The following is a 20,763-nucleotide window of genomic DNA, read 5'->3' on the forward strand; positions in this document are numbered from 1 at the left end:
CGAGTTCACCCCTCCTGCGTGCGTACGGGTCAGCCGCAGTCGCGCACCTTGATCGTGTAGATGCCGCGGCCGTGCGTGGCCGCGTACAGCGTGCCGCCGTCCGGGCTCAGCTTCAGCTGGAGCACAGCGACCGCGGGGAGTCGGCCGACGCGCTGCCATGTCGTACGGCCCGGGGCGCGGTAGACCACACCGAGGTCGGTGGCGACGGCGAGGCCCCCATTGGCCGTGACGACCGCGGAGTCGGTCGGTACGTCGGGCAGGTTCGCGGAGATGTCGGTCCAGGTGGTGCCGCCGTCCTTGGACTCGAAGACATGGCCCACGCCCGCGCCGGGTCCCTCGGTCCAGTGCCGGGAGAAGCCGTTGACCTCCAGGTACACATGGTCGGCGTTCTTCGGGTCGACGGCGAAGCCGCTGAGGTAGCGGTTGGGCACGTTCGCGTCCACCGGCAGGGTCACGTCGTGCCAGCCCGTGCCGTCCTCGTTGCCGACGGAGATTCCGCGCGCGAAGCCCTGGTTGTTGCAGGGGCCGCACCAGGCCGCGTACACCTTGCCGCCCGACGCGGCGACGGCGGTCGCGGTGCGGCCCGCGCCGAGGTCGTACAGGCTGGTCCACTCGGAGCCGCTGCGGATGGCGTAGCCGTGCGTCTGCACCCACACGTGCCGGCCGCCCGCGATCCAGGTCGAGCTGTTCTTCATGTCGGCGGCGAGCGGGGCGATGAAGCGGGCCTCGCTGGTGGCGTTGTCGGCCGGGGCGACGTTGTACGAGGTGACCTTGCTCGCGTCCTTGACCCAGGAACCGTCGTTGACGGCGCAGTTCTGGGTGATCTGGACGGCGAGGTAGACGTACTCCTCGGCGATGTCGCAGCCGTTGGCCGGGTCGGTGAGCGTGTCGCCGCCGTCGCCGCCGAAGTTGGAGCCCATCACCTTGTCGTTGCTGCGCAGGATGGACTGGCCGTTGTCCTGCAGGCCACCGGTGACCGAGACGCCGCCGTGGGCGAGGTCCTTGCCGATGCCCACCGAGTAGTACTGGAGCGTGTCGATCGTGCCGTCGTTCAGGGACGTCCAGTCGGTGGCGTGGCCGGAGGAGTCCTGGGAGCCGTCGAGCGGCCGGCGGTAGGCTCCGCCGTCGTTGCCGACGTAGACGTAACTCCTGCCGTGGTAGCGGCCGATGGCGACCCCGTGCTGGTCGGAGTGGGTCGTCGCGTTGCAGTCGCCGGTCTGCTTGGCGGGGTCGATGCTCCAGCAGGGGAAACCGAAGTTCCAGTACGGGCCGACGGTGGACCAGGTGCCGCCGCCGTCCCTGGTCTCGTAGACCTCCTCCAGACCGGCGTACACATGCTGCGCGTTCGCCGGGTCGACGGTCAGGAACTGGTTGTACCAGGCCTGTACGCCGGGCATGTAGCCGCTGGAGGTGAGGGCCGAGCCGTCGGCGGCGAGCTGCTTGTAGTCGCCGATCTTCGTCCAAGGGCCGAAGGGAGAGCCGGACTTGGCGACGTAGATTCCCTCGAGGCCGCTGTCCGGGTTGGTGTTCAGCTGTTTCGGCGACTGGTCGATGGCGTAGTAGCGCGAGCCGTCGGCGGACCGGGCGAAGGTGACGTTGCCGACGTTGTCCGCGTCGGACGGCAGGTCGCCCAGACCGCTGGTGATCCGTGTCCAGGCGCCCCGCACCTGGGTGTAGAAGCCGTTGTAGTCGTCACCGCTGCGCCACCCGACCGCGAGAACCACCTTGGAGGGGTCCTTCGGGTCGATCGCGATGTCGTTGGCGAGGTTCTTGTACGGGGCGGAAGGGTCCTTCGCCAGTGAACCACCGGGGAGGTAGGCGGGGTTGGGGGCGAACTCCAGCTTCCAGGCGCCGCCGAGTGTCTTGGTGGAGTGGCTCCACACGCCCGCGCTGGTCGCCGCCCACACCTTTCCGCCGCCGAAGCGCAGCTGGTGGATGGTGGTGCTCTCCAGCTCGTCGCCGCCGACCCGGCTGCGCGCGGAGAACGTGCCGTGGTGTGCGTCGGTCAGCACATACACCCCGCTGCCGAGGTACGCGTCCGCGTTGGTGTTCGCCTCACCGGTGCCCAGCCACAGGCGCCCGGACCCGTCCAGGGCCAGCGCGCCGGTGGACTGCGAGGGCAGCCGGTCGCTGATGGGCTCCCAGTGTCCGCCGCCGGACCGGGAGCGCCATACGCCGCCGCCCGCGCTGCCCGCGTAGACGTACCCGCCGTCGTCGGCGGCCATCGCCGCGAGGCGGCCGGTGACGTTGCCCGAACCGCCGCTGGAGTTGGAGTCGAAGTCGCGGTAGCGCGGGTCGTCCGAGTTGTACGGCAGGTCGGTGACGTTGCGCCAACTCCCGCCGGTGGAAGGCAGTTTGTTCAGGCTGCTCCAGGCGGCGCCGTAGGCCCCCGGCGCGACGACGCCCGGTGAGGTGCGGGCCTCGGCGTACTGGTCGGCCCCCTCGGCTATCTCGCCGGACTCGTTGCCGCCGTCGGAGTCCTGCGCGGTCACCTTCGGGGTGATGCCACCCGTCGACTGCAGGCGGCCTGCGGCGAGTTGGGCGAGCGCGCGGGCCCCGAAGGGACGGCCCCCGCCCGGGCCGGGCGCGGCGCCGGCGGGCAGGGCGACGAGCGCGGCTGACGCGGTGACGGCACAGATCGTGAGCCATCGTCTCTTGCGGGTGGGTATTGGCACGTGGTCCTCCCGAACGGCGTTGACACAGCGTTGGGACAGACAGGACCACGAGGGACGGGTGAGCGTCCCGGGGCTTAGCCAATTCTTGTCCAGAACCTGCCACGAATGAGGTGCTGTGCGGCGCGCACCCGGGAACCGGTGCACCCGCGCACGGGGGCGCGTCGGGCTGGGGCGGGCCGGAGCGGTCCGCGCCGTTCGCTCCCGTTGCCCAAGGGCGCCGCACCGTGGGCCTGTTGGCCGCCGAGGGCCGGGTGGAATCGTGACCCTGATCAGACAGTGCCGCCGGAGAAGGAGTCACGCGTGTTCGACAACCTGAAGAACCTCAAGGACAAGGCCGAGGAACTCGCCGAGGCCCACGGCGACACGATCTCCGACGGACTGGAGAAGGCCGGCGACATCGTCGACGACAAGACGGACGGCAAATACACCGACAAGATCGAGACCGGTGTGGACAAGGCGCAGGAGTACGTCGAGAAACTGGGCGAGAAGGAGGCCTGACCCGCGGACCCGCGGACCCGCGGGGCGTACGCGGGTCCCGGGGCGCCACGGGGGCGCCCCTTCCCGCCGGGGTAGCTCAGAAGGGTTCCGGGAGAGGCACCCGGCCCGACCTGCTGCGCACCTGTTCGATGAGCGCGGCGTACGCGGCGATCATCCGGGTGCGGCTGAACCGTTCGCGGCTGAGCGCCAGGGCCGGCGCGAACTCGGCGCCCCGCGCCACCGCCTCGGACCAGGCCAGGGCGATCGCTTCGGGGTCGGGCGGGGTGAGGAAGCCGTGCCCGGTGACGATCGAGGCGCTGTCGCCGACATCGGTGGCGACCGGGACGGCCCCGCACATCATGCCCTCGATCAGGCACAGCGGTGCCGCCTCGCCGCTGGCGGAGGTCAGCGACACCACGTCGGCGGCCGCGTAGACGGTCTCCATGTCATGCCGTACACCGAGCAGTGAGAGGCGGTCGGCGAGCGGGGCGTCCTCGCCGAACGCGGTGGCGATGTCCTCACGCAGGCAGTCGTTGGCCCGCGTCATGCCCGCGCCGCACATCAGGACGTGGCCGTCGGGCTGTCGGCGCAGCCAGGCCCGGGCGGCCCGGAGGAACAGCGGAACGTTCTTCATCGTGGCGTAGCGTGCCGCGAAGACGATCACGGGCGCGCGCTCTGGGATGCCCAGCGACGTCCGCAGCAGAGCGCGTCTGAACGGGTCGGGGCGGAATCGCAGCAGATCCACGCCGTTCGGGATGACGTGCAGCAGGCCGGCCGGGATCCCGGCCGCGGCGTACGCGGCGCGCGTCGACTCGGCGCAACAGATCCCGGCGGCGATCCGGCCGTCGGCGACCGCCGTCCGCAGCTCGTCCAGGGCCGCCCCCTGGTTCTCGGGGTCGGAGCGGTGCAGACAGACCACGACGGGCCGCCGGGGCAGACCGGCCTGGTTGAGCAGGCCGAGCGGCTGCTCCTTGAGGGACAGGATGACGTCCGCGGCGGCCACCGCCCGGGTGGTGGCGGCCAACTCCGGTCCGGTGAAGGTCTCGGGGCCGCCGGGTGTCCCGGGGGTGCGGCCCAGCGAGGTGACCGGCACGCCCGCCGCGGTCAGTGACCGGTAGCAGACGTCGTCCTCCATCCGCTGCCGGGTCTCCTCCCGATACATTTCGCCATTCACGCTCAGCACCGCATGGCGCTGGCCACCCTCATGGAGCCCCAGCACCACATCACTGTGCACGATCCGGGCCCCGCCCGAGAAGAATCCTTCATAGATCGACAGCACACGCAGTTCGTCCATCACGCGCACCTCTTGGCCCGTCTCGCAGAAAGGGAGGAAACCTTTTCAACCCCTGTGATCTGCGGGTTCTCCGCTATGGACACAGGAGAAACTTGCGAGCTTGTGAACTCGTCGTTTCAAATTCGGACACGATTGGTTACGGCGTACTGTTCGGTTGATCAGCCGAATGAAGACGCGGAGGTCGCGGGCCTGACGGCCGTTCTCACACCCACCGCATGGTAAAAAACAGGCCAGAAATTTCCTGGCCCGGGGACGCGAGGCACGTACAATCCGCGCCGCGGCCGAGAGGTGTGCCGCGACCGCTCGGCTGAAGCGGAAGGGTGAGTGTCTGGGTATTCGGTGGCCCGGTCGCTCCGTGACGCGGCCTCCGGGCGCGGCGGTGCGCTGTTCGTCGTAGGAGAATCCGGGGCTGGGACGGACCACCCTGCTCCGCAGGACCACGCTGTGGCGGGACGGGCGGTTGCGTGCGCTGGGGTCCTCGGCGACCTCGTATCGCGTACCGCGGTGGTTAGGACGTGCACCAGGATGTCGGACACATCGGCGATCACATCGGCACTGCCCACCGCGACCACCCCCTTTGTCTGCCCGGGGCTTCGCCTGCCGCCCCGGCCGATCACCTGCGAGGTCAGGGCCGCGCCGCACCCCGGCTCTTCGGGTAAATCCCTGGGTCCCTCCCTAGGGGGAGCTGGGCAGGCGCAGGGGCTGCTGGGCCGGGGCGTCCTGTTCGGGGGTCTTCGGGGGTCAGGAAGCCCGGTCGTCCCCGGCGACGAACAGGCGCGAGAGCAGGCCTTCGAGGGTGGACCGCTCGGCGTCGCTGAGGGAGTCGAGGGCCTGGTGGGTGCCGTGCATGCCGTCGCGGATGCTCGACACGGCGGCGGCCCCGTCCTCCGAGAGGACGACGTTCTTGACCCGCCGGTCGGTGGGGCTGGGCTCGCGGTAGACGAGGCCGCGGGCCTCCAGCCGGTCGATGATCCCGGTCATGTTCGAGGCGTCGCAGCGCAGTGTGCCCGCCAGGGCCCGCATCGGAGCCGGGCCCTGGCGCAGCACGTTGAGCGCCTTGGCCTGGCTGTAGGTGAGGCCGTGCGCGGCGGCGGCGGTGGTGAGATCCGCGTAGAGGCTGACCATCGACGCCCACAGGGTGTCGAGAAGCATGACGTTGGAGACGGTGAGGGGTCCGGTGTCGGACGCCTCGGTGGAGCGGTTCGTTCCAGATGTCGCGGACATGGATCCAGCGTAACCCGAAACTTGACTACCTCAACCTTCGATGCTTACCTCTATCGAGTTACTTGAGGACCTCAAACTTCCAGGCTCTACAGCTTTGCGGTCCTCAAGTTTCGCGGCATCACTCTCCGTGATTGCTCGACGTCCTGACCAAACGGAAGAACACCGTGACACCCACAGATCGCGTGGCGCCCAAGCGCCCCACCGGCGACCTCTCACTCGTCCTGGTCCTCGGCCTCGCGGCCATGATCGTCTCGATGATGCAGACCCTCGTCGTACCGATCCTGAGCATCATCCAGAGCGACCTCGGCACCACCACCGCGAACGTCAGCTGGGTCACCACCGCGACCCTGCTGTCCGCCGCGGTCTTCACCCCGCTGCTCGGCCGGTTCGGCGACATGCACGGCAAGAAGCCCACGCTGATCGGGGTTCTGCTGCTGATGATCGCCGGTTCGGTGCTGGCAGCGACCACCACCTCACTGCTGTGGCTGATCGTCGGCCGGGTGCTCCAGGGCGCGGCCACCGCGATCTTCCCGCTCGCCCTCTCGGTCCTGCGCGAGGAGATACCCCCGGCGAAGCTGCACGGCGCGATGGCGCTGGTGAGCGGCACGCTCGCGGTCGGCAGCGGACTCGCCCTGGTGGCGGCCGGACTGCTCACGCGGGGCTCGGACCCCGACTATCACCGGGTGTTCTGGCTCGCCGTGGGGCTCGCAGCCCTCGCCCTGGTCGGCGTCGTCCTGCGCGTCCCCTCCTCGCGCTCGACGACCGGCGGCCGTACCGACTGGCTCGGCGCGGGAACGCTCGCCGCGCTGCTCGTCCTGCTCCTGCTGCCGATCTCGCAGGGACACGAGTGGGGCTGGTCCTCCGCCCGCACCATCGGCCTGTTCGTCGCCGCGGTCGTCATGGCGGGCGTCTGGGTCCTGGTCGAGCGCAAGGTCCGCGCGCCGATGGTGGACATGGGGATGTTCGCCCACCGCCCGGTGCTCTTCACGAACCTCGCCGGCCTCTTCCTCGGCTTCGCGATGTTCTCCCAGTTCATCGGCGTCGCGTACCTGGCGCAGATGCCGAAGGAACTCACCGGGTACGGATTCGGCGCCTCGGTGCTGCGCGCCTCGGTCGAGTACCTGCTGCCGACCACGCTGATCTCGCTGCTCGCCGCACAGTTCGGCGGGATCCTCGTCGGGCGGATCGGGGCGCGGTTCACCCTCACCGTGGGCGCGGTCTTCGGAGTCGCCGGCTTCGCGTGGCTCACCCTGGCGCACGACACCTCCGCGTCGATCATCCTGGCGGGCCTGCTGATCGGTGTCGCGATCAGCTTCGGCTACGCGGCCATGCCCGCGCTCATCGTGGCGAGCGTGCCGCACCACCAGACCGGCATCGCCAACGGCCTCAACTCCATCTCCCGATCCGTCGGCAGCGCGATCGCCAGCGCCGTGATCACCTCGCTGCTGGCGTCCAAGACCATCCAGCACCTGCCGGCCGGCGCGCCCGCGCTGCCCGCCGAGAGCCAGTTCACGCTGAGCTTCGCGATCGCCGGGGTCGCGTTCGTGCTGATCGTGGCCGTGGCGCTGGTCGGTCTGACCAGGGGTGCGGCCCAGGAGTACACGGTCGAGAAGAAGGCCGCCGCCACCGACGGGGCCGCGGCGGACGAGGCTGTCGCGGAGACGGCGGGCGTCACGTCCTGATCCGGACACGGTCAACGGCTCGCCCCGTCCATCGGGGCGAGCCGTTTTCGTGCGCGCTCCTTGCCGCTCCTTGCCCCCTCTTTGCCTCGCTCCTCGCCTCCCGCCTTGCCCTTGGAAACCGATCGGTTTACTCTTCCGGTAACGGGAAACCGATCGGTTTCCTCCTGGCTTCGGGAGTTCTCATGACATCCATCGAAGGTTCGGTCGTCCTGGTCACCGGCGGCAGCCGCGGCATCGGCCGCGCGCTCGTGCAGGCCCTCTACGAGCGCGGCGCGTCGAAGGTGTACGCCACCGCACGCGACCCGCGGACCGTCACACACCCCGACGCGGTGCCGCTGGCGCTGGAAGTGAGCGACCCCGCGTCCGTCGCCGCGGCCGCCGAGCGCGCGCAGGACGTCACCGTCCTGATCAACAACGCGGGCGCGTCCGTGAACGCGAACTTCCTGGACTCGCCCGTCGAGGACGTCCGACGCGAGTTCGAGACGAACTTCTTCGGCCCTCTCCTCGTCACGCGCGCCTTCGTGCCGATCATCGAGCGCAACGGCGGCGGCCACATCCTCAACGTCCACTCGGTGCTGTCGTGGGTGGGGCTCCTTGGCTCCTACAGCGCCTCCAAGGCGGCCTTCTGGTCGCAGACCAACTCCCTGCGCCTCGACCTGAAGCCGCGCGGCATCGACGTCACGGGACTCCATGTCGGCTACGTCGACACCGACATGGCCTCGCACGTGGACGCGCCGAAGTCCTCGCCCGAGGGCGTCGCGGCACAGGCCCTCGACGGCATCGAGTCCGGCGCCTTCGAGGTGCTGGCGGACGACCTCACCCGGCAGGTCAAGGCCCAGCTGGCCGAGGACCTGGGCGTGATGTACCCGCAGCTGGTCGCGTAACGGAGGCAGGGAGACGGGGCGGCCGGTCCCGTTCTCCGTCCCCCGGCGGTCAGACCGGCAGCAGTCGGCCGATCAGCCCACTGAGCTGCAGTACGTTGCGGCACTCGTGCATCTCGACGAGCTCGGCGTACTCCGGCGCCGCCGAGTCGCCCGTACCCCACTGGGAGAGCGGCTCGGGGTTCAACCAGTAGACGCGGCGGGCCCGTTCGGAGAACCGCCGGACGGCCGGCAGATTCGGGTCGCCCATGTTCGTCCGGGCGTCGCCGAGGACGAAGACGGTCGTGCGCGGTCCCACCGCGTCGACGTACCGCTCGGCGAACTCGCCGAACGCGACGCCGTAGTCGCTGCTGCCGTGCCAGCCCGTCAGCGTCGCCTCGGAGCGGATCCGGGCGCCCAGCCCCTCCGGATCGGCCGTGCCGTGCACGAGCAGGCCGGTCACCTCGTCGATCCGGTTGACGAAGGCGAACACCCGCACCTTGCTGAACTGGTCGTGCAGCGCCTGCACCAACAGCATCGTGAAGTCCGAGAAGCCCGCCACCGAGCCCGACACATCGCACAGCAGCACCAGTTCGGGCCGGACGGGGCGGCGCCTGCGCAGCACCGGCTTCATCGGCACCCCGCCGGTGGACAGTGAACCGCGCAGGGTCCGCCGCAGGTCGATGGTGCCGCGCGCGGCCCGGCGGCGACGTGCGGCGAGCCGGGTGGCCAGCTTGCGCGCCAGCGGCTGCACCGTCCTGCGCAGCTCGGCGAGCCGGTCCCGCCCCGCGAACAGGAAGTCGACCCGGTCGGCGGTCGGGGCCACCGCCCGCCGCGCCAACTCGTCCCGGCCGCGCCGCTCGGCGACCCGGCGCCGCGCCTCCGTGGCGACCAGCGCGCGGAACACCTCGATACGCCGCCGGATCTCGTCCTCCAGCAGCCGGTCGGCGAACCTCGCCGCACCCTCCTGCCGCGCCCGGACGCTGTCACGCACGCGCGCCATCAGCGTCTGCGGCCGGAGTCGGTCGAGCGTCTGGTACGACGACCAGCCGTCCGACCCCGGCGACGAACCATAGCCCCCGAAGCCGTCCACCGCCTCGATCGCGAGCCGCTCCAGCAGCTCCCGGTCGCCCGCGGCGAGCGCGGCCGCGAGCCGTTCGCGCAGCTCCTCCCGGTCGGCGGCGGGAGCGTCGCTCTCCCGCCCCTCGGACATCGGCGCCCCGACGAGACGCGGGAAGTACAGGTCGAAGACGGGGTCGAACACCCGGCGCTGCCCCGTGCTGTGCAGCAGGGTGGCGGCGAGGCCCTCACGCAGCAGTTCCCGGTCGGTCAGACCGAGCGCCGCCACCGCCTGCGCGGCGTCCACCGTCTCGCCGGTGCCGATCCGCACGCCGTGCGCGCGCAACGCGCCGACCAGCCCCGTCAGCCGCTCGGCGACGCCCGTCGGCGCGTTCACATGGCGTCCAGGTCGAGCTTGGCGGCCGCCTTGAGGATGTCGTCCTGGTGCTTGAGGAGCACGCCGAGACTGTCACGTACGACGGTCCCGTCGAGGGTGTCGGCGCCCAGCGCGAGCAGGGTGCGCGCCCAGTCGATCGTCTCGGCGACCGAGGGGACCTTCCGCAGGTCCATCTCGCGCAGTGCGCCGACCACCCGCACCACCGACTCCGTCAGCGCCGCGTCCAGGCCCGGCACCTTCAGCCGTACGATGCGACGCTCCAACTCCTCCTCCGGGAAGCCGATGTGGAGGAAGAGGCAACGGCGGCGCAGCGCCTCCGACAGCTCACGGCTCGCGTTCGAGGTGAGGACCACGAAGGGCCGGCTGGTCGCGGTGATCGTGCCGAGCTCCGGGACGGTGACCTGGAAGTCGCTGAGCACTTCCAGCAGCAGCCCCTCCACCTCGACGTCGGCCTTGTCGGTCTCGTCGATCAGCAGCACCTTGGGATCGTCGCCGCGGATGGCGGTCAACAGGGGGCGCGCCAGCAGGAACTCCTCGCTGAAGATGTCCGTGCGCGCCTCGTCCCACGTCTCGTCGCGGCCGGCGCTGATGCGCAGCAGCTGCTTGGCGTGGTTCCACTCGTACAGCGCCCGGGACTCGTCGACGCCCTCGTAGCACTGAAGCCGGACCAGTCGCGCCCCGGCCACCTGGGCGACGGCCTTGGCGAGTTCGGTCTTGCCGACCCCGGCGGGGCCCTCCACCAGCAGCGGCTTGCCCAGGCGGTCGGCCAGGAAGACCGTGGTCGCGACCGCGGGCGAGGCCAGATAGCCGGTCTCGGCGAGACGCGCGGAGACATCGTCGACGGATGTGAACAGCAACGGGGCCTCCAGCGCGGCACGGCGGGGTGGGACACACGGTCCGATCGTCACTATCCAAGCGCTTGTTCAGTCGCTGTGTCACGTGTGATTGCGCCCACGCGGCCCGGGGAGACCGATCGGTTTCCTTGTCTCGTCCCGCGCGGTAACCTGCCCTTATGGCCACTACAGACAAGGCGTCCACGAGGGACCGGTTGCTGGACGCGGCGGCCGACCTCGTCTACCGCGAGGGCGTATCCGTCGGCATCGAGGCGCTGTGCCGGTCGGCCGGTGTCTCGAAGCGGTCGATGTACCAGCTCTTCGAGAGCAAGGACGACGTCCTCGCGGCAAGCCTGGAACGGCGGATTCCGCTGTACGAGAAGCAGCTCGCGCCGGATCCGGAGGATGCCGGGACACCGCGCGAGCGCATCCTGGGCATCTTCGAGCGGATGGAGGCGGCCTCGGTGCGGCCCGAGTACCGCGGCTGCCCGTTCCTCGCCGCGCTCGTCGAACTCAAGGACCCCGGACACCCGGCGTCGGTGGTCGCGGGCGGTGCGAAGGGGCGCATGAAAGAGGTGTTCCGTGCGCAGGCCGAGCTGGGTGGTGCGCGTGATCCCGAGCTGCTCGCCCGGCAGTTGATGCTGGTCTTCGACGGCGCGAGCGCCCGGGCCGGTGCCGGGATCGAGACGCTGGAAGGGCTGACCACGACGACGGTGACGGCGCTGCTGGATGCGGGCGGGGTCAAGTAGGCGGGACGTTCAGGCGCTGGGTGCGGTACCGGGGAACGGCCGGCGGAGCCTGTGGACGACGTGGCCCATGAAGGCGGCGTTCGCGAGGGCGGCGAAGGCGATCCCCGCGAGGTAGAGGGCGGTGAGGGCGCCGGTGCTCGTGCCGGAGAGGGTGCCGTCGGGCAGGAGGGTGTACAGCAGGCTCAGCGGGGCGGTCAACAGCCAGGGCACCACGGCGGCCATGGAGGCGTCGGGGTGGTCGACGAAGAGGGCGTCGAAGAGGACGTAGCCGGTCGCGGCGGTGACGGCGGCCAGGTAGACACGGGAGAGCCAGTTGTCCGTGGCCCGGGTGAGCGCGGTACGGGTGCGGCGCGAGATGTTCATGATGTCCTCCGTCGGACGAAGCCGGTGACGCGGTCCCCCGCTCCGCGTGGGTGCCGGAGGGGCGTGGACATCACGATGGCGGCTGCGTGCGCGAGCGGGCATGAGTACGACTACTCATCCGATCCGACCGATCCACTCGAGTGATCCGACTGATCCACTGAGTGGCATACGGGTGTCACGGCTGCGGTCCGTTCTGACAGGGTACCGGCGCCGACGCCGGTGCCATGGCCGGCCGGCGCGCGGCGGGGGCCGGGAGGGGCCGGTGGACCGGCACCGCGGCCGGCCATGACAGGGCGATGGAACCCCAGGTCAGGCCCCCGCCGAAGGCGGTGAGCAGGCTCCGCTCGCCGGGCCGTACGGGGCCACGTGCGGCGGTGTCCGCGAGGGCGAGGGGGATGGAGGCGGCGGCGGTGTTGCCGACCTCCGCGATGTTCCCGAAGCGGTGCGGGGCGCCGATGCCGAGCCGGTCGCCCACGGCGTCGAGGATCCGCTGATTGGCCTGATGGCCGACGAAGGCACGCACCGGCATCGGCGACCAGCCGGCCCGCTCCAGCACGAGCCGCGAGGAGGCGGTCATCCGGTGCACCGCGTGCCGGTACACCGTCCGGCCCTGCATCCGGAAGTACCGTTGCGAGCGCGGGAGTTCGCCGTCGGCGGGAGCCGCCCGCGGCCACCGTGATCAGTTCGCCGCCCGAGCCGTCACTGCCGAGGTCGACGGCGCGCAGCGCTCCCGACTCCGTGGCCCCGCCCTCGCGCAGCACGACCGCTCCGGCCCCGTCGCCGAAGATCACCGCGGTGTCCCGGTCGAGCGGGTCGATGATCGACGTGTACACCTCGGCGCCGATCACGAGCGGGCGGGCACAGGTCCCGGACGCCACCAGGGATCTCGCCACCGTGACCGCGTACACGAATCCCGAGCAGACCGCCGAGACGTCCATCGCCGGTACCTCGCCGAGCCCCAGGCGATGCGCCACCTCGGGCGCCGTCGCCGGGCACGGACGGTCCCGGGTCGTCGTCGCCAGCAGGACGAAGTCGGCGCCGTGCCCCGCGGAGTCCAGCGCGGCCCGTCCCGCGGACACCGCGAGATCACCGGTACTGGTGCCCGGCTCCACGATCCGGCGCCGTGCGATGCCGGTACGGGAACGGATCCAGGCGTCCGAGGTGTCCAGCCGGGCCGCCAGGTCGTCATTGCTGACGACCCGCTCCGGCAGGCACGTGCCGATCCCACAGACCACAGCAGCTGACATCACCACCACCTCTCCCCGCGTCAGCTGCCGGTCAGCAGCATGGTGCTTACCCAACCCGTTGTGGATCAACAGGGACAAGTGCGCTCAGGGGGCGTGTACTTCGGCGAAGAAGCACTCCACCGTCGTGCCGTGCATCCGATGGACGGAATGCGGAATGGCCAACTCCAGGCGCCCGCCGAACACCACACCCGCCCACCGGACGAGGTGTTCGGCGTGGGTGCGCGGGCGACCGCCGGGCGATGTCAGTGCCCCGGTCCATACTCGGTCCCGCGGAGTCACCTGGGCTGCGCGCCGACGGAGGGGGCCGACATGGCTGAAGTACTGCTGTTCCACCACGCGCAGGGACTCACGCCCGGCGTGCACGCGTTCGCCGAGTCTCTCCGGGGCGCCGGACACGCCGTCCACGTGCCGGATCTGTACGAAGGGCGGGTCTTCGAGAACCTGGAAGAGGGCGCCGCGCACGCCCAGGGCATCGGGTTCGGCACCCTTGTCGAGCGCGGCCGGGCCGCCGCGGCCGAGCTGCCCGCCGAGCTGGTGTACGCCGGTTTCTCGCTGGGCGTCCTGCCGGCGCAGTACCTCGCCCAGACCCGCACCGGCGCGAAGGGCGCGCTGCTGTTCCACTCCTGCGTCCCGGCCTCGGAGTTCGGCGGCGACTGGCCGCGGCAGGTCCCGGTCCAGATCCACGGCATGGAGGCGGACGAGTACTTCGTCGACGAGGGCGACCTCGACGCGGCCCGCGCCCTCGTCGAATCGGCCCCCGACGCCGCCGAGCTCTTCCTCTACCCCGGCAAGCAGCACCTGTTCGCCGACAACAGCCTGCCGTCGTACGACGAGCACGCCGCCACCCTGCTCACCCGACGCGTGCTCGCCTTCCTCGACGGCATCGAGTAGTGGCCCGCCCACGGCGCCGGCACCGTAGGTGACCTGGTGGCGCTGGAGGCGGCGGGGCGGGGTCTGCCCCGACCGGCCGACGAGCGGGGCGGGACCGGCTCACGCGTCCAGCCCACCCCGCTCGACGAGCTGGCGCACGATCACGTTCCGCTGGATCTCGTTGGTGCCCTCGCCGACGATCATCAGCGGGGCGTCCCGGAAGTAGCGCTCGACGTCGAACTCGGTCGAGTAGCCGTAACCCCCGTGGATGCGCACGGCGTTGAGGGCGATCTGCATGGCGGTCTCGGAGGCGAACAGCTTGGCCATGCCCGCCTCCATGTCCACGCGCCGGCCGGCGTCGGCCTCGCGTGCGGCGTACAGGGTGAGGTGGCGCGCGGCGGAGAGGGACGTGGCCATGTCCGCGAGGTAGTTGCCGATCGACTGGTGCCGCCAGATGGGCTTGCCGAAGGACTCCCGTTCCTGTGCGTACGCGAGAGAGTCCTCCAGGGCCGCCCGGCCGACGCCGAGGGCGCGGGCGGCGACCTGGAGCCGCCCGGTCTCCAGCCCCTTCATCATCTGGGCGAACCCCTGGCCCTCGACTCCGCCCAGGACGGCGTCGGCCGGCGCGTGGTGGTCCTCGAAGGACAACTCGCAGCTCTCGACGCCCTTGTAGCCGAGCTTCGGAAGATCGCGGGAGACGGTGAGCCCGGGGCCGTGCTCGACGAGGAGGACGGAGATGCCCCGGTGGGCGGGGGTGGCGTCCGGATCGGTCTTGCACAGCAGGGCGATCAGCCCGGACCGCCGCGAGTTGGTGATCCATGTCTTCGAGCCGTTGACCACATAGCCGTCCGCGGTCCTGCGGGCGAGAGTCCGCATCGCCTGGAGGTCGGACCCGCCGCCGGGCTCGGTCAGAGCCATCGTCGCCCGGACCTCGCCGGTGGCCAGCCGCGGCAGCCAGCGGCGCTTCTGCTCCTCGGTGCCGAAGCGCAGCAGCAGCTTGGCCACCACGGTGTGGCCGCCCATCGCTCCCGCCAGGCTCATCCAGCCGCGGGCGAGCTCCTCCGTGACGAGCACATAACAGGAGGTCGAGACCGGTGTGCCGCCGTACTCCTCGGGGACGGCGAGCCCGAAGATCCCGAGCTTCTTCATCCGCTCGATCAGGGCTTCGGGATAGGTGTTGGCGTGTTCGAGTTCCCGGACGACCGGCTTGACGTCCTTGTCGACGAACTCGCGCACGGCGGCGACGACGAGCCGCTCGTCCTCGGACAGGACGTCGAGAGTGCTCATGCTGTGCCGCTCCTTGGGGGACGGGCGCGGAAGGGGAGAGGAAGCGCAGGGCCCGGGATTCAGACGACGCCGTCGGCCCGGAGTGCGGCGATGTCGGCCGCGCTGTGTCCCAGCGCCGCCAGGATCGTGTCGGTGTGCTCGCCGACGGCGGGCACGGCGTCCATACGGGGAGTGACCCCGGACAGGTCGACGGGCGGCAGCAGCGCGGGCACGGGCCCCGCGCCCCCGGGCAGTCGGACGTCCTGCCAGCGGTGGCGCTCCTCGAGTACGGGGTGGGTGAGGAACTCCTCGACCGTGTTCACACCGGAGTTGGCGATCCCCATCGCGTCCAGCAGCTTCATCGCCTCCTGACCGTCCAGCGCGCGGAACCGCGCGGCCACGATCGCGTTCAGCTCCTCCCGGTGGGACACACGGTCCGAGCCGGTGGCGAAACGCGGGTCGTCGACGAGGTCGGGGCGTCCCAGGAACCGCTCGCACAGCGCGGCCCATTCGCGCTCGTTCTGGATCGAGAAGAGCACGTCCTTGCCGTCGGCCGCGGGGTAGGCGCCGTACGGGGCGATGGTGGCGTGCTGGGTGCCGATCCGTGGCGGCTGGGTGCCGCCGTGGCGCGTGTAGTACGCCGGCTGCCCCATCCACTCCGCCAGCGCCTCGAACAGCGAGACCTCCACCGCGCGGGCGACTCCCGTGGTGGCGCGCGTGAACAGGGCGGTGAGGACGCCCGAGTAGGCGTACATCCCGGCCGCGATGTCGGCGATCGACACCCCGGTCCGGGCGGACCCGTGCTCGTTCCCCGTCAGGGAGACCAGCCCGGTCTGGCACTGCACGAGCAGGTCGTACGCCTTGCGATCGGCCCAGGGCCCGCTGGTCCCGTATCCGGAGATGGTGCACGGGATCAGAGACGGGTACCGCTCCCGCAACGCCGGGGCGTCCAACCCGAGCCGGGTGGCCGCGCCCGGCGCCAGGTTCTGTACGAAGACGTCGGCACCGGCGAGCAGTCGCTCCAGGACGTCCCGGCCCCGGGCCGACTTCAGGTCCAGGGTCAGGGACTCCTTGGAGCGGTTGAGCCATACGAAGTAGCTGGACTCGCCGTGCACGGTGGTGTCGTAGCGACGGGCGAAGTCGCCGCCTCCCGGGCGCTCCACCTTGATCACCCGGGCGCCGAGGTCGGCCAGCTGACGGGTGGCGTAGGGCGCCGCCACCGCCTGCTCGACGCTGACGACGGTGATGCCGGAGAGTGGAAGCGCTTCGGAGAGCTCGGTCATGGGGCGACCTCCAGAGGCTGGCCGGGAGACCGCGGCGACGCGGCCGTGATGCCATCATCGTCGCTCATGGAGACCTCGGTGAAATAGCAAGCCGTGATGGCCCCATTCCGGATACGGATACGAATTCGGATACCGATGCCGATGCCGATGCGAATACGCATGTGGGCGCCACCGAAGACGCGAACGCGCGCGAGGACACGGACGCACAGGAGGCAGCGATGGACGTCAAGCGGCTCAAGGCGCTCGTGACCGTCATCGAGGTCGGCAGAACCCTTCGATTGTCCAACTTCGCTCATCAGCGCACATGATGGAGGAATGCAGCGCACCCCAGGCCCGCTCCGGTCCTACGTGGAGTCGTGGGCCCCCGAGGCGGTGACCGACGTGGACGACCTGCACGCCGCCCCCGTCGCCGCGCTGTCGGCCCTCCTGGACGAGCCCGCACCAGTCGCCACCACCGGCGATCCCCTGCCGCCGCTGTGGCACTGGCTCTACTTCCTGCGCTGGCCGGCCCAGCGCGACCTCGGAGCCGACGGCCATCCCCGGCACGGGCACTTCCTCCCGCCGGTCCCCGACCGGCAGCGGATGGTCGCCGGAGGACGGTGCACGGTCGACGAGCCGCTGCGCCTCGGCGAGCGCGCCGAGCGCGTCAGCAGCCTGGGGGCCGTGACCACCAAGCGGGGCAGGAGCGGCGAAATCCTCTTCGTGACCCAGCGCCACGAACTCCGCCAGCGCGGCCGTACCTGTCTCGTCGAGGAACAGGACATCGTCTACCGTTCCGGCCGCACCTCGACCCCCCACACCCGGGCGGCGCTCGACCCCTCGGCGACGGCCCGGCCGGACGGCCACTGGCACCTTCCCCTGCACCCCGACCCACCCCTGCTGTTCCGGTTCAGCGCGCTCACCGCGAACGCCCACCGCATCCACTACGACACGCCGTACGCCCGAGACGTCGAGGGCTACCCCGGGCTCGTCGTGCACGGCCCGCTCCTGGCCCTCCTGATGCTGGAACTGGTCCGCCGCGACGCCCCCTCCCGACAGGTCCTTTCCCTGTCCTACCGGCTGCGCAGCCCCGTCTTCGCCGGCGAACACCTGCTGGCCCGCGGTACGCCCCGCGACGACCGCGCCGACCTCTCGGTCGCCACCCACCGGGATCCCGCGCACGCCACGGCCGAGGTGACCTTCACGGAGCGCTGAGCCCTCGGGTATCCCGATCAGGGTGTGGTTGGCCCTCGCGGGGGAGCCCAATACTCGGCGCATGGACGGAAAACGACAGCTGGGTGAGTTCCTGCGGGCGCGCCGCTCGCAGCTGCGGCCCGAGGACCTCGGCGTGGTGACGTACGGCGAACGCCGTCGCGTGCCGGGACTGCGGCGCGAGGAACTGGCCCGGCTCGCCGGGGTGAGCGAGTCGTACTACGCGCGGCTGGAGCAGGGGCAGTCCCAGGCCTCCCCGGACGTCCTGGACGCGATCGCCCAGGCGCTGCGGCTGAGCGAGGCCGAACGACGGCACCTGCGGGAGCTGTCCGCCGCTGCCCGGCGCCGGCCCCGGACGCGCCGCCCGGCGCCGGAACGGGTCTCACCCGCGGTCGCCCAACTCCTGGGCGTGCTCTCGGAGGTGCCCGTGGTGGTGACGGGCCGGTACAGCGACGTACTGGCGTGGAACCGTGCCGGGCACGCGCTGTACGCCGGACACCTCGACCCGGACGGCCCGGACCGGCCGGGTGAGCGTCCCAACATGGCCCGGCTGGTGTTCCTCGACGCCCACACCCGCGATCTGTACGCGGACTGGCCGACCAAGGCCAGAGCCGTCGTGGGCACGTTGCGCCTGGCGTCCGGGCAGTACCCCGACGACCCGGCACTCGCCTCGCTCGTCGGTGAACTGACCCTCAACAGCCACGAGTTCGCGGCGATGTGGGCCGACCACCGGGTCAAGACCAGCGACGTCGCGGTCTACGCGATGCGGCATCCGCTGGTCGGCGCCATGGACGTCACCCAGCAGACGCTGCACACCGAACAGGGGCAGTACGTCGTCGTCGCGACCACCGAGGCCGACTCGCCGTCCCGGGCCGCCATGACCCTCCTCACCCACAGCACGGCGGCGGCCGGTCCGTCCGCCGTGCGCCCGAAAACCATCGCGAAGGAAGCAGCGAAAGAAGCATGAGAAAGAAACTGACCGCACGGAAACTCACCGCACTCGCCTCCATGGTCGCGGCCGCCGGGATGACCGCCGTGACCGCCCTCACCGCGTCCCCCGCGGGGGCCTCCACCGGGCCGCTCGCGAAGCCCCGTATAGCCGCGCACTTCGACCTGGCACGGGGGCAGATGCCCGAGAACATCGCGCTGGAGCCCGACGGCACGGCCGACGTCACCTTCGCTGCCGCCCGTCAGGTGGCCGCCGTCAGCACGGCGGGCACGACCCGCGTGCTGGCCACCCTGCCGGCCCCCGCCGACGGCGGAGTGCACACCCCGGTCCTCGGCTTCGCCCTGACCACCGGCATCGCACGGGCCCACGACGGAACGCTGTACTTCCTCTACGCCACCGGCACTTCGGACCTGACCGGTCTGTGGCGACTGCGCCCGGGCGGCACCCCGCAGCGCATCGCCGCCCTCCCCGCGGACGGCCTGCCCAACGGACTGGTGCTGGACGAACACCGCGGCAGGCTCTACGTCGCCGACTCCGTACTGGGGAAGATCTACACCGTCCCCACGAAGGGCTCGACCGGCAGTGAACCGGCCATCTGGTCCGCCGCCCCCGAACTCGCCGCGGCCGGCTTCCTCGGCGTCAACGGTCTGAAGATCCACGACAACGCGCTGTGGGCGACCAACCTCGACCGCGGCACCGTGCTGCGCGTCCCGTTCGGCCCGGGCGGCGGGCCCGGACCCGTCCGGATCCGGGCGACGGATCTCACCGGCATCGACGACTTCGCCTTCACCGGCCGCGGCGACGAGATCCTGGCCGCGCTCAACGGCCCGAACACGGTCGTCCGCATCCGCCGTGACGGCACCTCGTCGACCGTACTCACCGCCGCCGACGGCCTGCAGAACCCGACCTCCGTCGCGCTGCGCCACGGCACGCTCTACGTGCTCAGCGCCGCCTACACCACGTCCACCGACCCCAACCTCCTGCTGAGTCCCGCGTCGATCGGAAGGAGCCGGAAGTAGCCCGTCCCACCCGACAAGCTCCCCGGGACTACCGCTCGTCGTCGAAGGTCACGACGACCTTCTCCGCCGCACCCGGCGTCAGCGCGAGCTCGAAGGCGTGCTTGGCGTCACCGAAGGGAACGCGGTGGCTGATGAGCTGGGCGAAGCGTTCGTGGTGCTCGACGAGTTCGGGGGTGACCTCGAAGATCTCGGTGGGGTAGCCCTGCGAGGCGATGAGCGTCAGCTCACTGCGGAGCATCCCGCCGAGATCGACCGCGTCGGACTTCTTCTGCACGGCCACCATGACCAGCTTGGCTCCCCACTTCGCCGACTCGACCGTGGTGTTGATGACGGCGGCGACCCCGGCCGCGTCGATGTAGATGTCGGTGTCGGGACGGGGCTGCCCGAGCGCGTTCGCGGCCTGGCCGTGCAGTTCGGTCAGCCGCTCGGTCACGTTCTCCTCGGCGGAGTTGATGACGGCGTCGGCACCCACCGCGAGCGCCGTCTCCAGGCGCTCGGGGATGACGTCGGCGACCGTGACGTGCTGGACGCCCCGTAGCTTCAGCCAGATCGCCGCGCCGAGACCGATCGGCCCGGCACCGAAGATGACGACCTTGTCGGCCGGTTCGGCCCCGGACCGGTTGACGCAGTGGCGGGCGACGGCCATGGGCTCGTTGAGGGCCGCGACGTCGAAGGGAACGGTCCCGGGGAAGACGGCGACGCTCTTGCCGATCTCGGCGTTCTCGATGAGGAGGTACTCGGCGAGGGCGCCGAACCTGCCGCCGCAGCCGATGATGCCGGAGGGGGCGGCCTGGGGGTTGACCACCACGCGGTCGCCCGCCTTCAGGTCCTCGACCTCGGCGCCGACCTCGACGATCTCACCCGCGGGTTCGTGACCCAGGGGGATGGAGACCATGGAGCCGTCGGGGCCGAAGGGCGCGCCGCCGATGTGCAGGAAGAAGGTGTCGGTTCCACAGATGCCACAGGCGCGGACGCGCATGAGGACGTCCTTGGGACCGGGTACCGGGCGCTCGACCTCGACGATGTCGATGGCGTTCACGGGGCCGGTTTGTACGGACTTCATGGTGGCCATGGAGGGATTCGCTTTCTGAAGACGCTGCGACGGTTGCTTGCTTCTGGTTCGGACGAGCCGTGACCGGTGCGCGCGGTTCGCGACCCGATCGGATCAGGGGGCCGTCGTCGGACGGCGGACAGTGACGCGGTTCGGTGCCCTCGGGCCCGGCGGCGGACGGGGGAGTGAACCGGCCGCCGGGCCCGGGACTGCGCCGTTCCCCGTCCCCACGGGTTCGGCGCGGCGGGGCCGCCTCCGCTGGAGGGGGCCCCGG

At 71.1% G+C, this 20,763-nt stretch carries 19 protein-coding genes and 1 pseudogene; 8 read left to right on the forward strand and 12 right to left on the reverse strand.

Translation table 11 applies throughout. The annotated features are described in order from the left end of the window. Positions 1 to 29 precede the first annotated feature (29 nt). Complete coding sequence (locus FNV62_RS41830; RefSeq protein ID WP_144315990.1) at positions 30 to 2,675, reverse strand: glycosyl hydrolase; 2,646 nt, start codon at positions 2,673 to 2,675, stop codon at positions 30 to 32. A gap of 300 nt (positions 2,676 to 2,975) precedes the next feature. On the opposite strand from FNV62_RS41830, the gene FNV62_RS41835 reads away from it, so the two are divergent. Further along, positions 2,976 to 3,173, forward strand: a complete 198-nt coding sequence (locus tag FNV62_RS41835; RefSeq protein ID WP_095851535.1) for an antitoxin — start codon at positions 2,976 to 2,978, stop codon at positions 3,171 to 3,173. Positions 3,174 to 3,249: 76 nt separating this feature from the next. On the opposite strand, the gene FNV62_RS41840 is transcribed toward FNV62_RS41835, so the two are convergent. Beyond that, positions 3,250 to 4,431 carry a glycosyltransferase gene (locus FNV62_RS41840; RefSeq protein ID WP_054230200.1) on the reverse strand — a complete coding sequence of 394 codons (1,182 nt, stop codon included), beginning with the start codon at positions 4,429 to 4,431 and terminating at the stop codon, positions 3,250 to 3,252. Between the two features lie 756 nt (positions 4,432 to 5,187). Continuing rightward, the gene (locus tag FNV62_RS41845) at positions 5,188 to 5,670 is read right to left on the reverse strand and encodes a MarR family winged helix-turn-helix transcriptional regulator (RefSeq protein WP_225900570.1); all 483 of its coding nucleotides are present in this window, start codon (positions 5,668 to 5,670) and stop codon (positions 5,188 to 5,190) included. Positions 5,671 to 5,834: 164 nt separating this feature from the next. Between FNV62_RS41845 and FNV62_RS41850 the strand changes: the two genes are divergently transcribed. Further along, positions 5,835 to 7,352: an MFS transporter gene (locus FNV62_RS41850; protein ID WP_376327990.1), complete on the forward strand. Its 1,518-nt coding sequence runs from the start codon at positions 5,835 to 5,837 to the stop codon at positions 7,350 to 7,352. Between the two features lie 182 nt (positions 7,353 to 7,534). Further along, positions 7,535 to 8,236, forward strand: coding sequence for an SDR family oxidoreductase (locus FNV62_RS41855; protein ID WP_060899181.1), 702 nt, complete (start codon positions 7,535 to 7,537; stop codon positions 8,234 to 8,236). 49 nt (positions 8,237 to 8,285) lie between these two features. Here the strand turns inward: FNV62_RS41855 and FNV62_RS41860 are convergent, their stop codons facing one another. Beyond that, positions 8,286 to 9,668 carry a vWA domain-containing protein gene (locus FNV62_RS41860; protein ID WP_143609917.1) on the reverse strand — a complete coding sequence of 461 codons (1,383 nt, stop codon included), beginning with the start codon at positions 9,666 to 9,668 and terminating at the stop codon, positions 8,286 to 8,288. Further along, positions 9,665 to 10,522, reverse strand: coding sequence for an AAA family ATPase (locus FNV62_RS41865; protein ID WP_067362768.1), 858 nt, complete (start codon positions 10,520 to 10,522; stop codon positions 9,665 to 9,667). The genes FNV62_RS41860 and FNV62_RS41865 overlap by 4 nt, the downstream gene beginning before the upstream one ends. Positions 10,523 to 10,680: 158 nt before the next feature. Between FNV62_RS41865 and FNV62_RS41870 the strand changes: the two genes are divergently transcribed. Then, positions 10,681 to 11,250: a TetR/AcrR family transcriptional regulator gene (locus FNV62_RS41870; RefSeq protein ID WP_054230157.1), complete on the forward strand. Its 570-nt coding sequence runs from the start codon at positions 10,681 to 10,683 to the stop codon at positions 11,248 to 11,250. 9 nt (positions 11,251 to 11,259) lie between these two features. On the opposite strand, the gene FNV62_RS41875 is transcribed toward FNV62_RS41870, so the two are convergent. The 3 genes and pseudogenes from FNV62_RS41875 to FNV62_RS58135 all read right to left on the reverse strand — a co-directional run. Then, the gene (locus tag FNV62_RS41875) at positions 11,260 to 11,613 is read right to left on the reverse strand and encodes an SCO4225 family membrane protein (RefSeq protein WP_060895429.1); all 354 of its coding nucleotides are present in this window, start codon (positions 11,611 to 11,613) and stop codon (positions 11,260 to 11,262) included. Positions 11,614 to 11,788: 175 nt separating this feature from the next. Further along, entirely contained in the window at positions 11,789 to 12,229 is a 441-nt protein-coding gene (locus FNV62_RS58130) for a 3-oxoacyl-[acyl-carrier-protein] synthase III C-terminal domain-containing protein (RefSeq protein WP_413083899.1), read from the reverse strand. Between the two features lie 139 nt (positions 12,230 to 12,368). Beyond that, positions 12,369 to 12,860: pseudogene (locus FNV62_RS58135) on the reverse strand (3-oxoacyl-ACP synthase); the annotation flags it as partial. Positions 12,861 to 13,169: 309 nt separating this feature from the next. On the opposite strand from FNV62_RS58135, the gene FNV62_RS41885 reads away from it, so the two are divergent. Next, positions 13,170 to 13,751: a dienelactone hydrolase family protein gene (locus FNV62_RS41885; protein WP_143603534.1), complete on the forward strand. Its 582-nt coding sequence runs from the start codon at positions 13,170 to 13,172 to the stop codon at positions 13,749 to 13,751. A 99-nt stretch (positions 13,752 to 13,850) separates the two neighbouring features. Here the strand turns inward: FNV62_RS41885 and FNV62_RS41890 are convergent, their stop codons facing one another. The 3 genes from FNV62_RS41890 to FNV62_RS41900 are packed head-to-tail and all read right to left on the reverse strand — an operon-like array spanning position 13,851 to position 16,575. Beyond that, positions 13,851 to 15,017: an acyl-CoA dehydrogenase family protein gene (locus tag FNV62_RS41890; protein WP_143609918.1), complete on the reverse strand. Its 1,167-nt coding sequence runs from the start codon at positions 15,015 to 15,017 to the stop codon at positions 13,851 to 13,853. Positions 15,018 to 15,076: 59 nt separating this feature from the next. Beyond that, positions 15,077 to 16,279, reverse strand: a complete 1,203-nt coding sequence (locus FNV62_RS41895; protein WP_144315991.1) for a CaiB/BaiF CoA transferase family protein — start codon at positions 16,277 to 16,279, stop codon at positions 15,077 to 15,079. Continuing rightward, the gene (locus FNV62_RS41900; RefSeq protein ID WP_164657663.1) at positions 16,276 to 16,575 is read right to left on the reverse strand and encodes a hypothetical protein; all 300 of its coding nucleotides are present in this window, start codon (positions 16,573 to 16,575) and stop codon (positions 16,276 to 16,278) included. The genes FNV62_RS41895 and FNV62_RS41900 overlap by 4 nt, the downstream gene beginning before the upstream one ends. 19 nt (positions 16,576 to 16,594) lie before the next feature. On the opposite strand from FNV62_RS41900, the gene FNV62_RS41905 reads away from it, so the two are divergent. The 3 genes from FNV62_RS41905 (at position 16,595) to FNV62_RS41915 (ending at position 19,438) form a co-directional block, all read left to right on the forward strand. Further along, positions 16,595 to 17,473: a hypothetical protein gene (locus FNV62_RS41905; protein WP_143629040.1), complete on the forward strand. Its 879-nt coding sequence runs from the start codon at positions 16,595 to 16,597 to the stop codon at positions 17,471 to 17,473. A 61-nt stretch (positions 17,474 to 17,534) separates the two neighbouring features. Continuing rightward, positions 17,535 to 18,437 (forward strand): helix-turn-helix domain-containing protein, encoded by a 903-nt coding sequence (locus FNV62_RS41910; RefSeq protein ID WP_097287148.1) that lies wholly within the window; start codon positions 17,535 to 17,537, stop codon positions 18,435 to 18,437. After that, positions 18,434 to 19,438: a hypothetical protein gene (locus tag FNV62_RS41915; RefSeq protein WP_143609922.1), complete on the forward strand. Its 1,005-nt coding sequence runs from the start codon at positions 18,434 to 18,436 to the stop codon at positions 19,436 to 19,438. Before FNV62_RS41910 ends, FNV62_RS41915 begins: the two co-directional genes overlap by 4 nt. Positions 19,439 to 19,466: 28 nt before the next feature. Here FNV62_RS41915 and FNV62_RS41920 read toward each other — a convergent pair whose 3' ends face one another. Next, positions 19,467 to 20,510, reverse strand: a complete 1,044-nt coding sequence (locus FNV62_RS41920) for a zinc-dependent alcohol dehydrogenase (protein ID WP_143609924.1) — start codon at positions 20,508 to 20,510, stop codon at positions 19,467 to 19,469. Positions 20,511 to 20,763: the final 253 nt, after the last annotated feature.

Origin of the sequence: Streptomyces sp. RLB3-17 (assembly GCF_007113425.2) — a bacterium.
GTDB classification, from domain to species: domain Bacteria; phylum Actinomycetota; class Actinomycetes; order Streptomycetales; family Streptomycetaceae; genus Streptomyces; species Streptomyces mirabilis_D.

What these genes read in the sequence shown, in the direction of transcription:
- FNV62_RS41915 (WP_143609922.1), top strand. Translation starts at nt 18,434, where the DNA reads ATGAGAAAGAAACTGACCGCACGGAAACTCACCGCACTCGCCTCCATG.
- FNV62_RS41885 (WP_143603534.1), top strand. Translation starts at nt 13,170, where the DNA reads ATGGCTGAAGTACTGCTGTTCCACCACGCGCAGGGACTCACGCCCGGC.
- FNV62_RS41855 (WP_060899181.1), top strand. Translation starts at nt 7,535, where the DNA reads ATGACATCCATCGAAGGTTCGGTCGTCCTGGTCACCGGCGGCAGCCGC.
- FNV62_RS58130 (WP_413083899.1), bottom strand. Translation starts at nt 12,229, where the DNA reads ATGCAGGGCCGGACGGTGTACCGGCACGCGGTGCACCGGATGACCGCC.
- FNV62_RS41895 (WP_144315991.1), bottom strand. Translation starts at nt 16,279, where the DNA reads ATGACCGAGCTCTCCGAAGCGCTTCCACTCTCCGGCATCACCGTCGTC.
- FNV62_RS41910 (WP_097287148.1), top strand. Translation starts at nt 17,535, where the DNA reads ATGGACGGAAAACGACAGCTGGGTGAGTTCCTGCGGGCGCGCCGCTCG.
- FNV62_RS41890 (WP_143609918.1), bottom strand. Translation starts at nt 15,017, where the DNA reads ATGAGCACTCTCGACGTCCTGTCCGAGGACGAGCGGCTCGTCGTCGCC.
- FNV62_RS41875 (WP_060895429.1), bottom strand. Translation starts at nt 11,613, where the DNA reads ATGAACATCTCGCGCCGCACCCGTACCGCGCTCACCCGGGCCACGGAC.
- FNV62_RS41920 (WP_143609924.1), bottom strand. Translation starts at nt 20,510, where the DNA reads ATGGCCACCATGAAGTCCGTACAAACCGGCCCCGTGAACGCCATCGAC.
- FNV62_RS41900 (WP_164657663.1), bottom strand. Translation starts at nt 16,575, where the DNA reads ATGAGCGAAGTTGGACAATCGAAGGGTTCTGCCGACCTCGATGACGGT.
- FNV62_RS41870 (WP_054230157.1), top strand. Translation starts at nt 10,681, where the DNA reads ATGGCCACTACAGACAAGGCGTCCACGAGGGACCGGTTGCTGGACGCG.
- FNV62_RS41905 (WP_143629040.1), top strand. Translation starts at nt 16,595, where the DNA reads ATGCAGCGCACCCCAGGCCCGCTCCGGTCCTACGTGGAGTCGTGGGCC.
- FNV62_RS41845 (WP_225900570.1), bottom strand. Translation starts at nt 5,670, where the DNA reads ATGTCCGCGACATCTGGAACGAACCGCTCCACCGAGGCGTCCGACACC.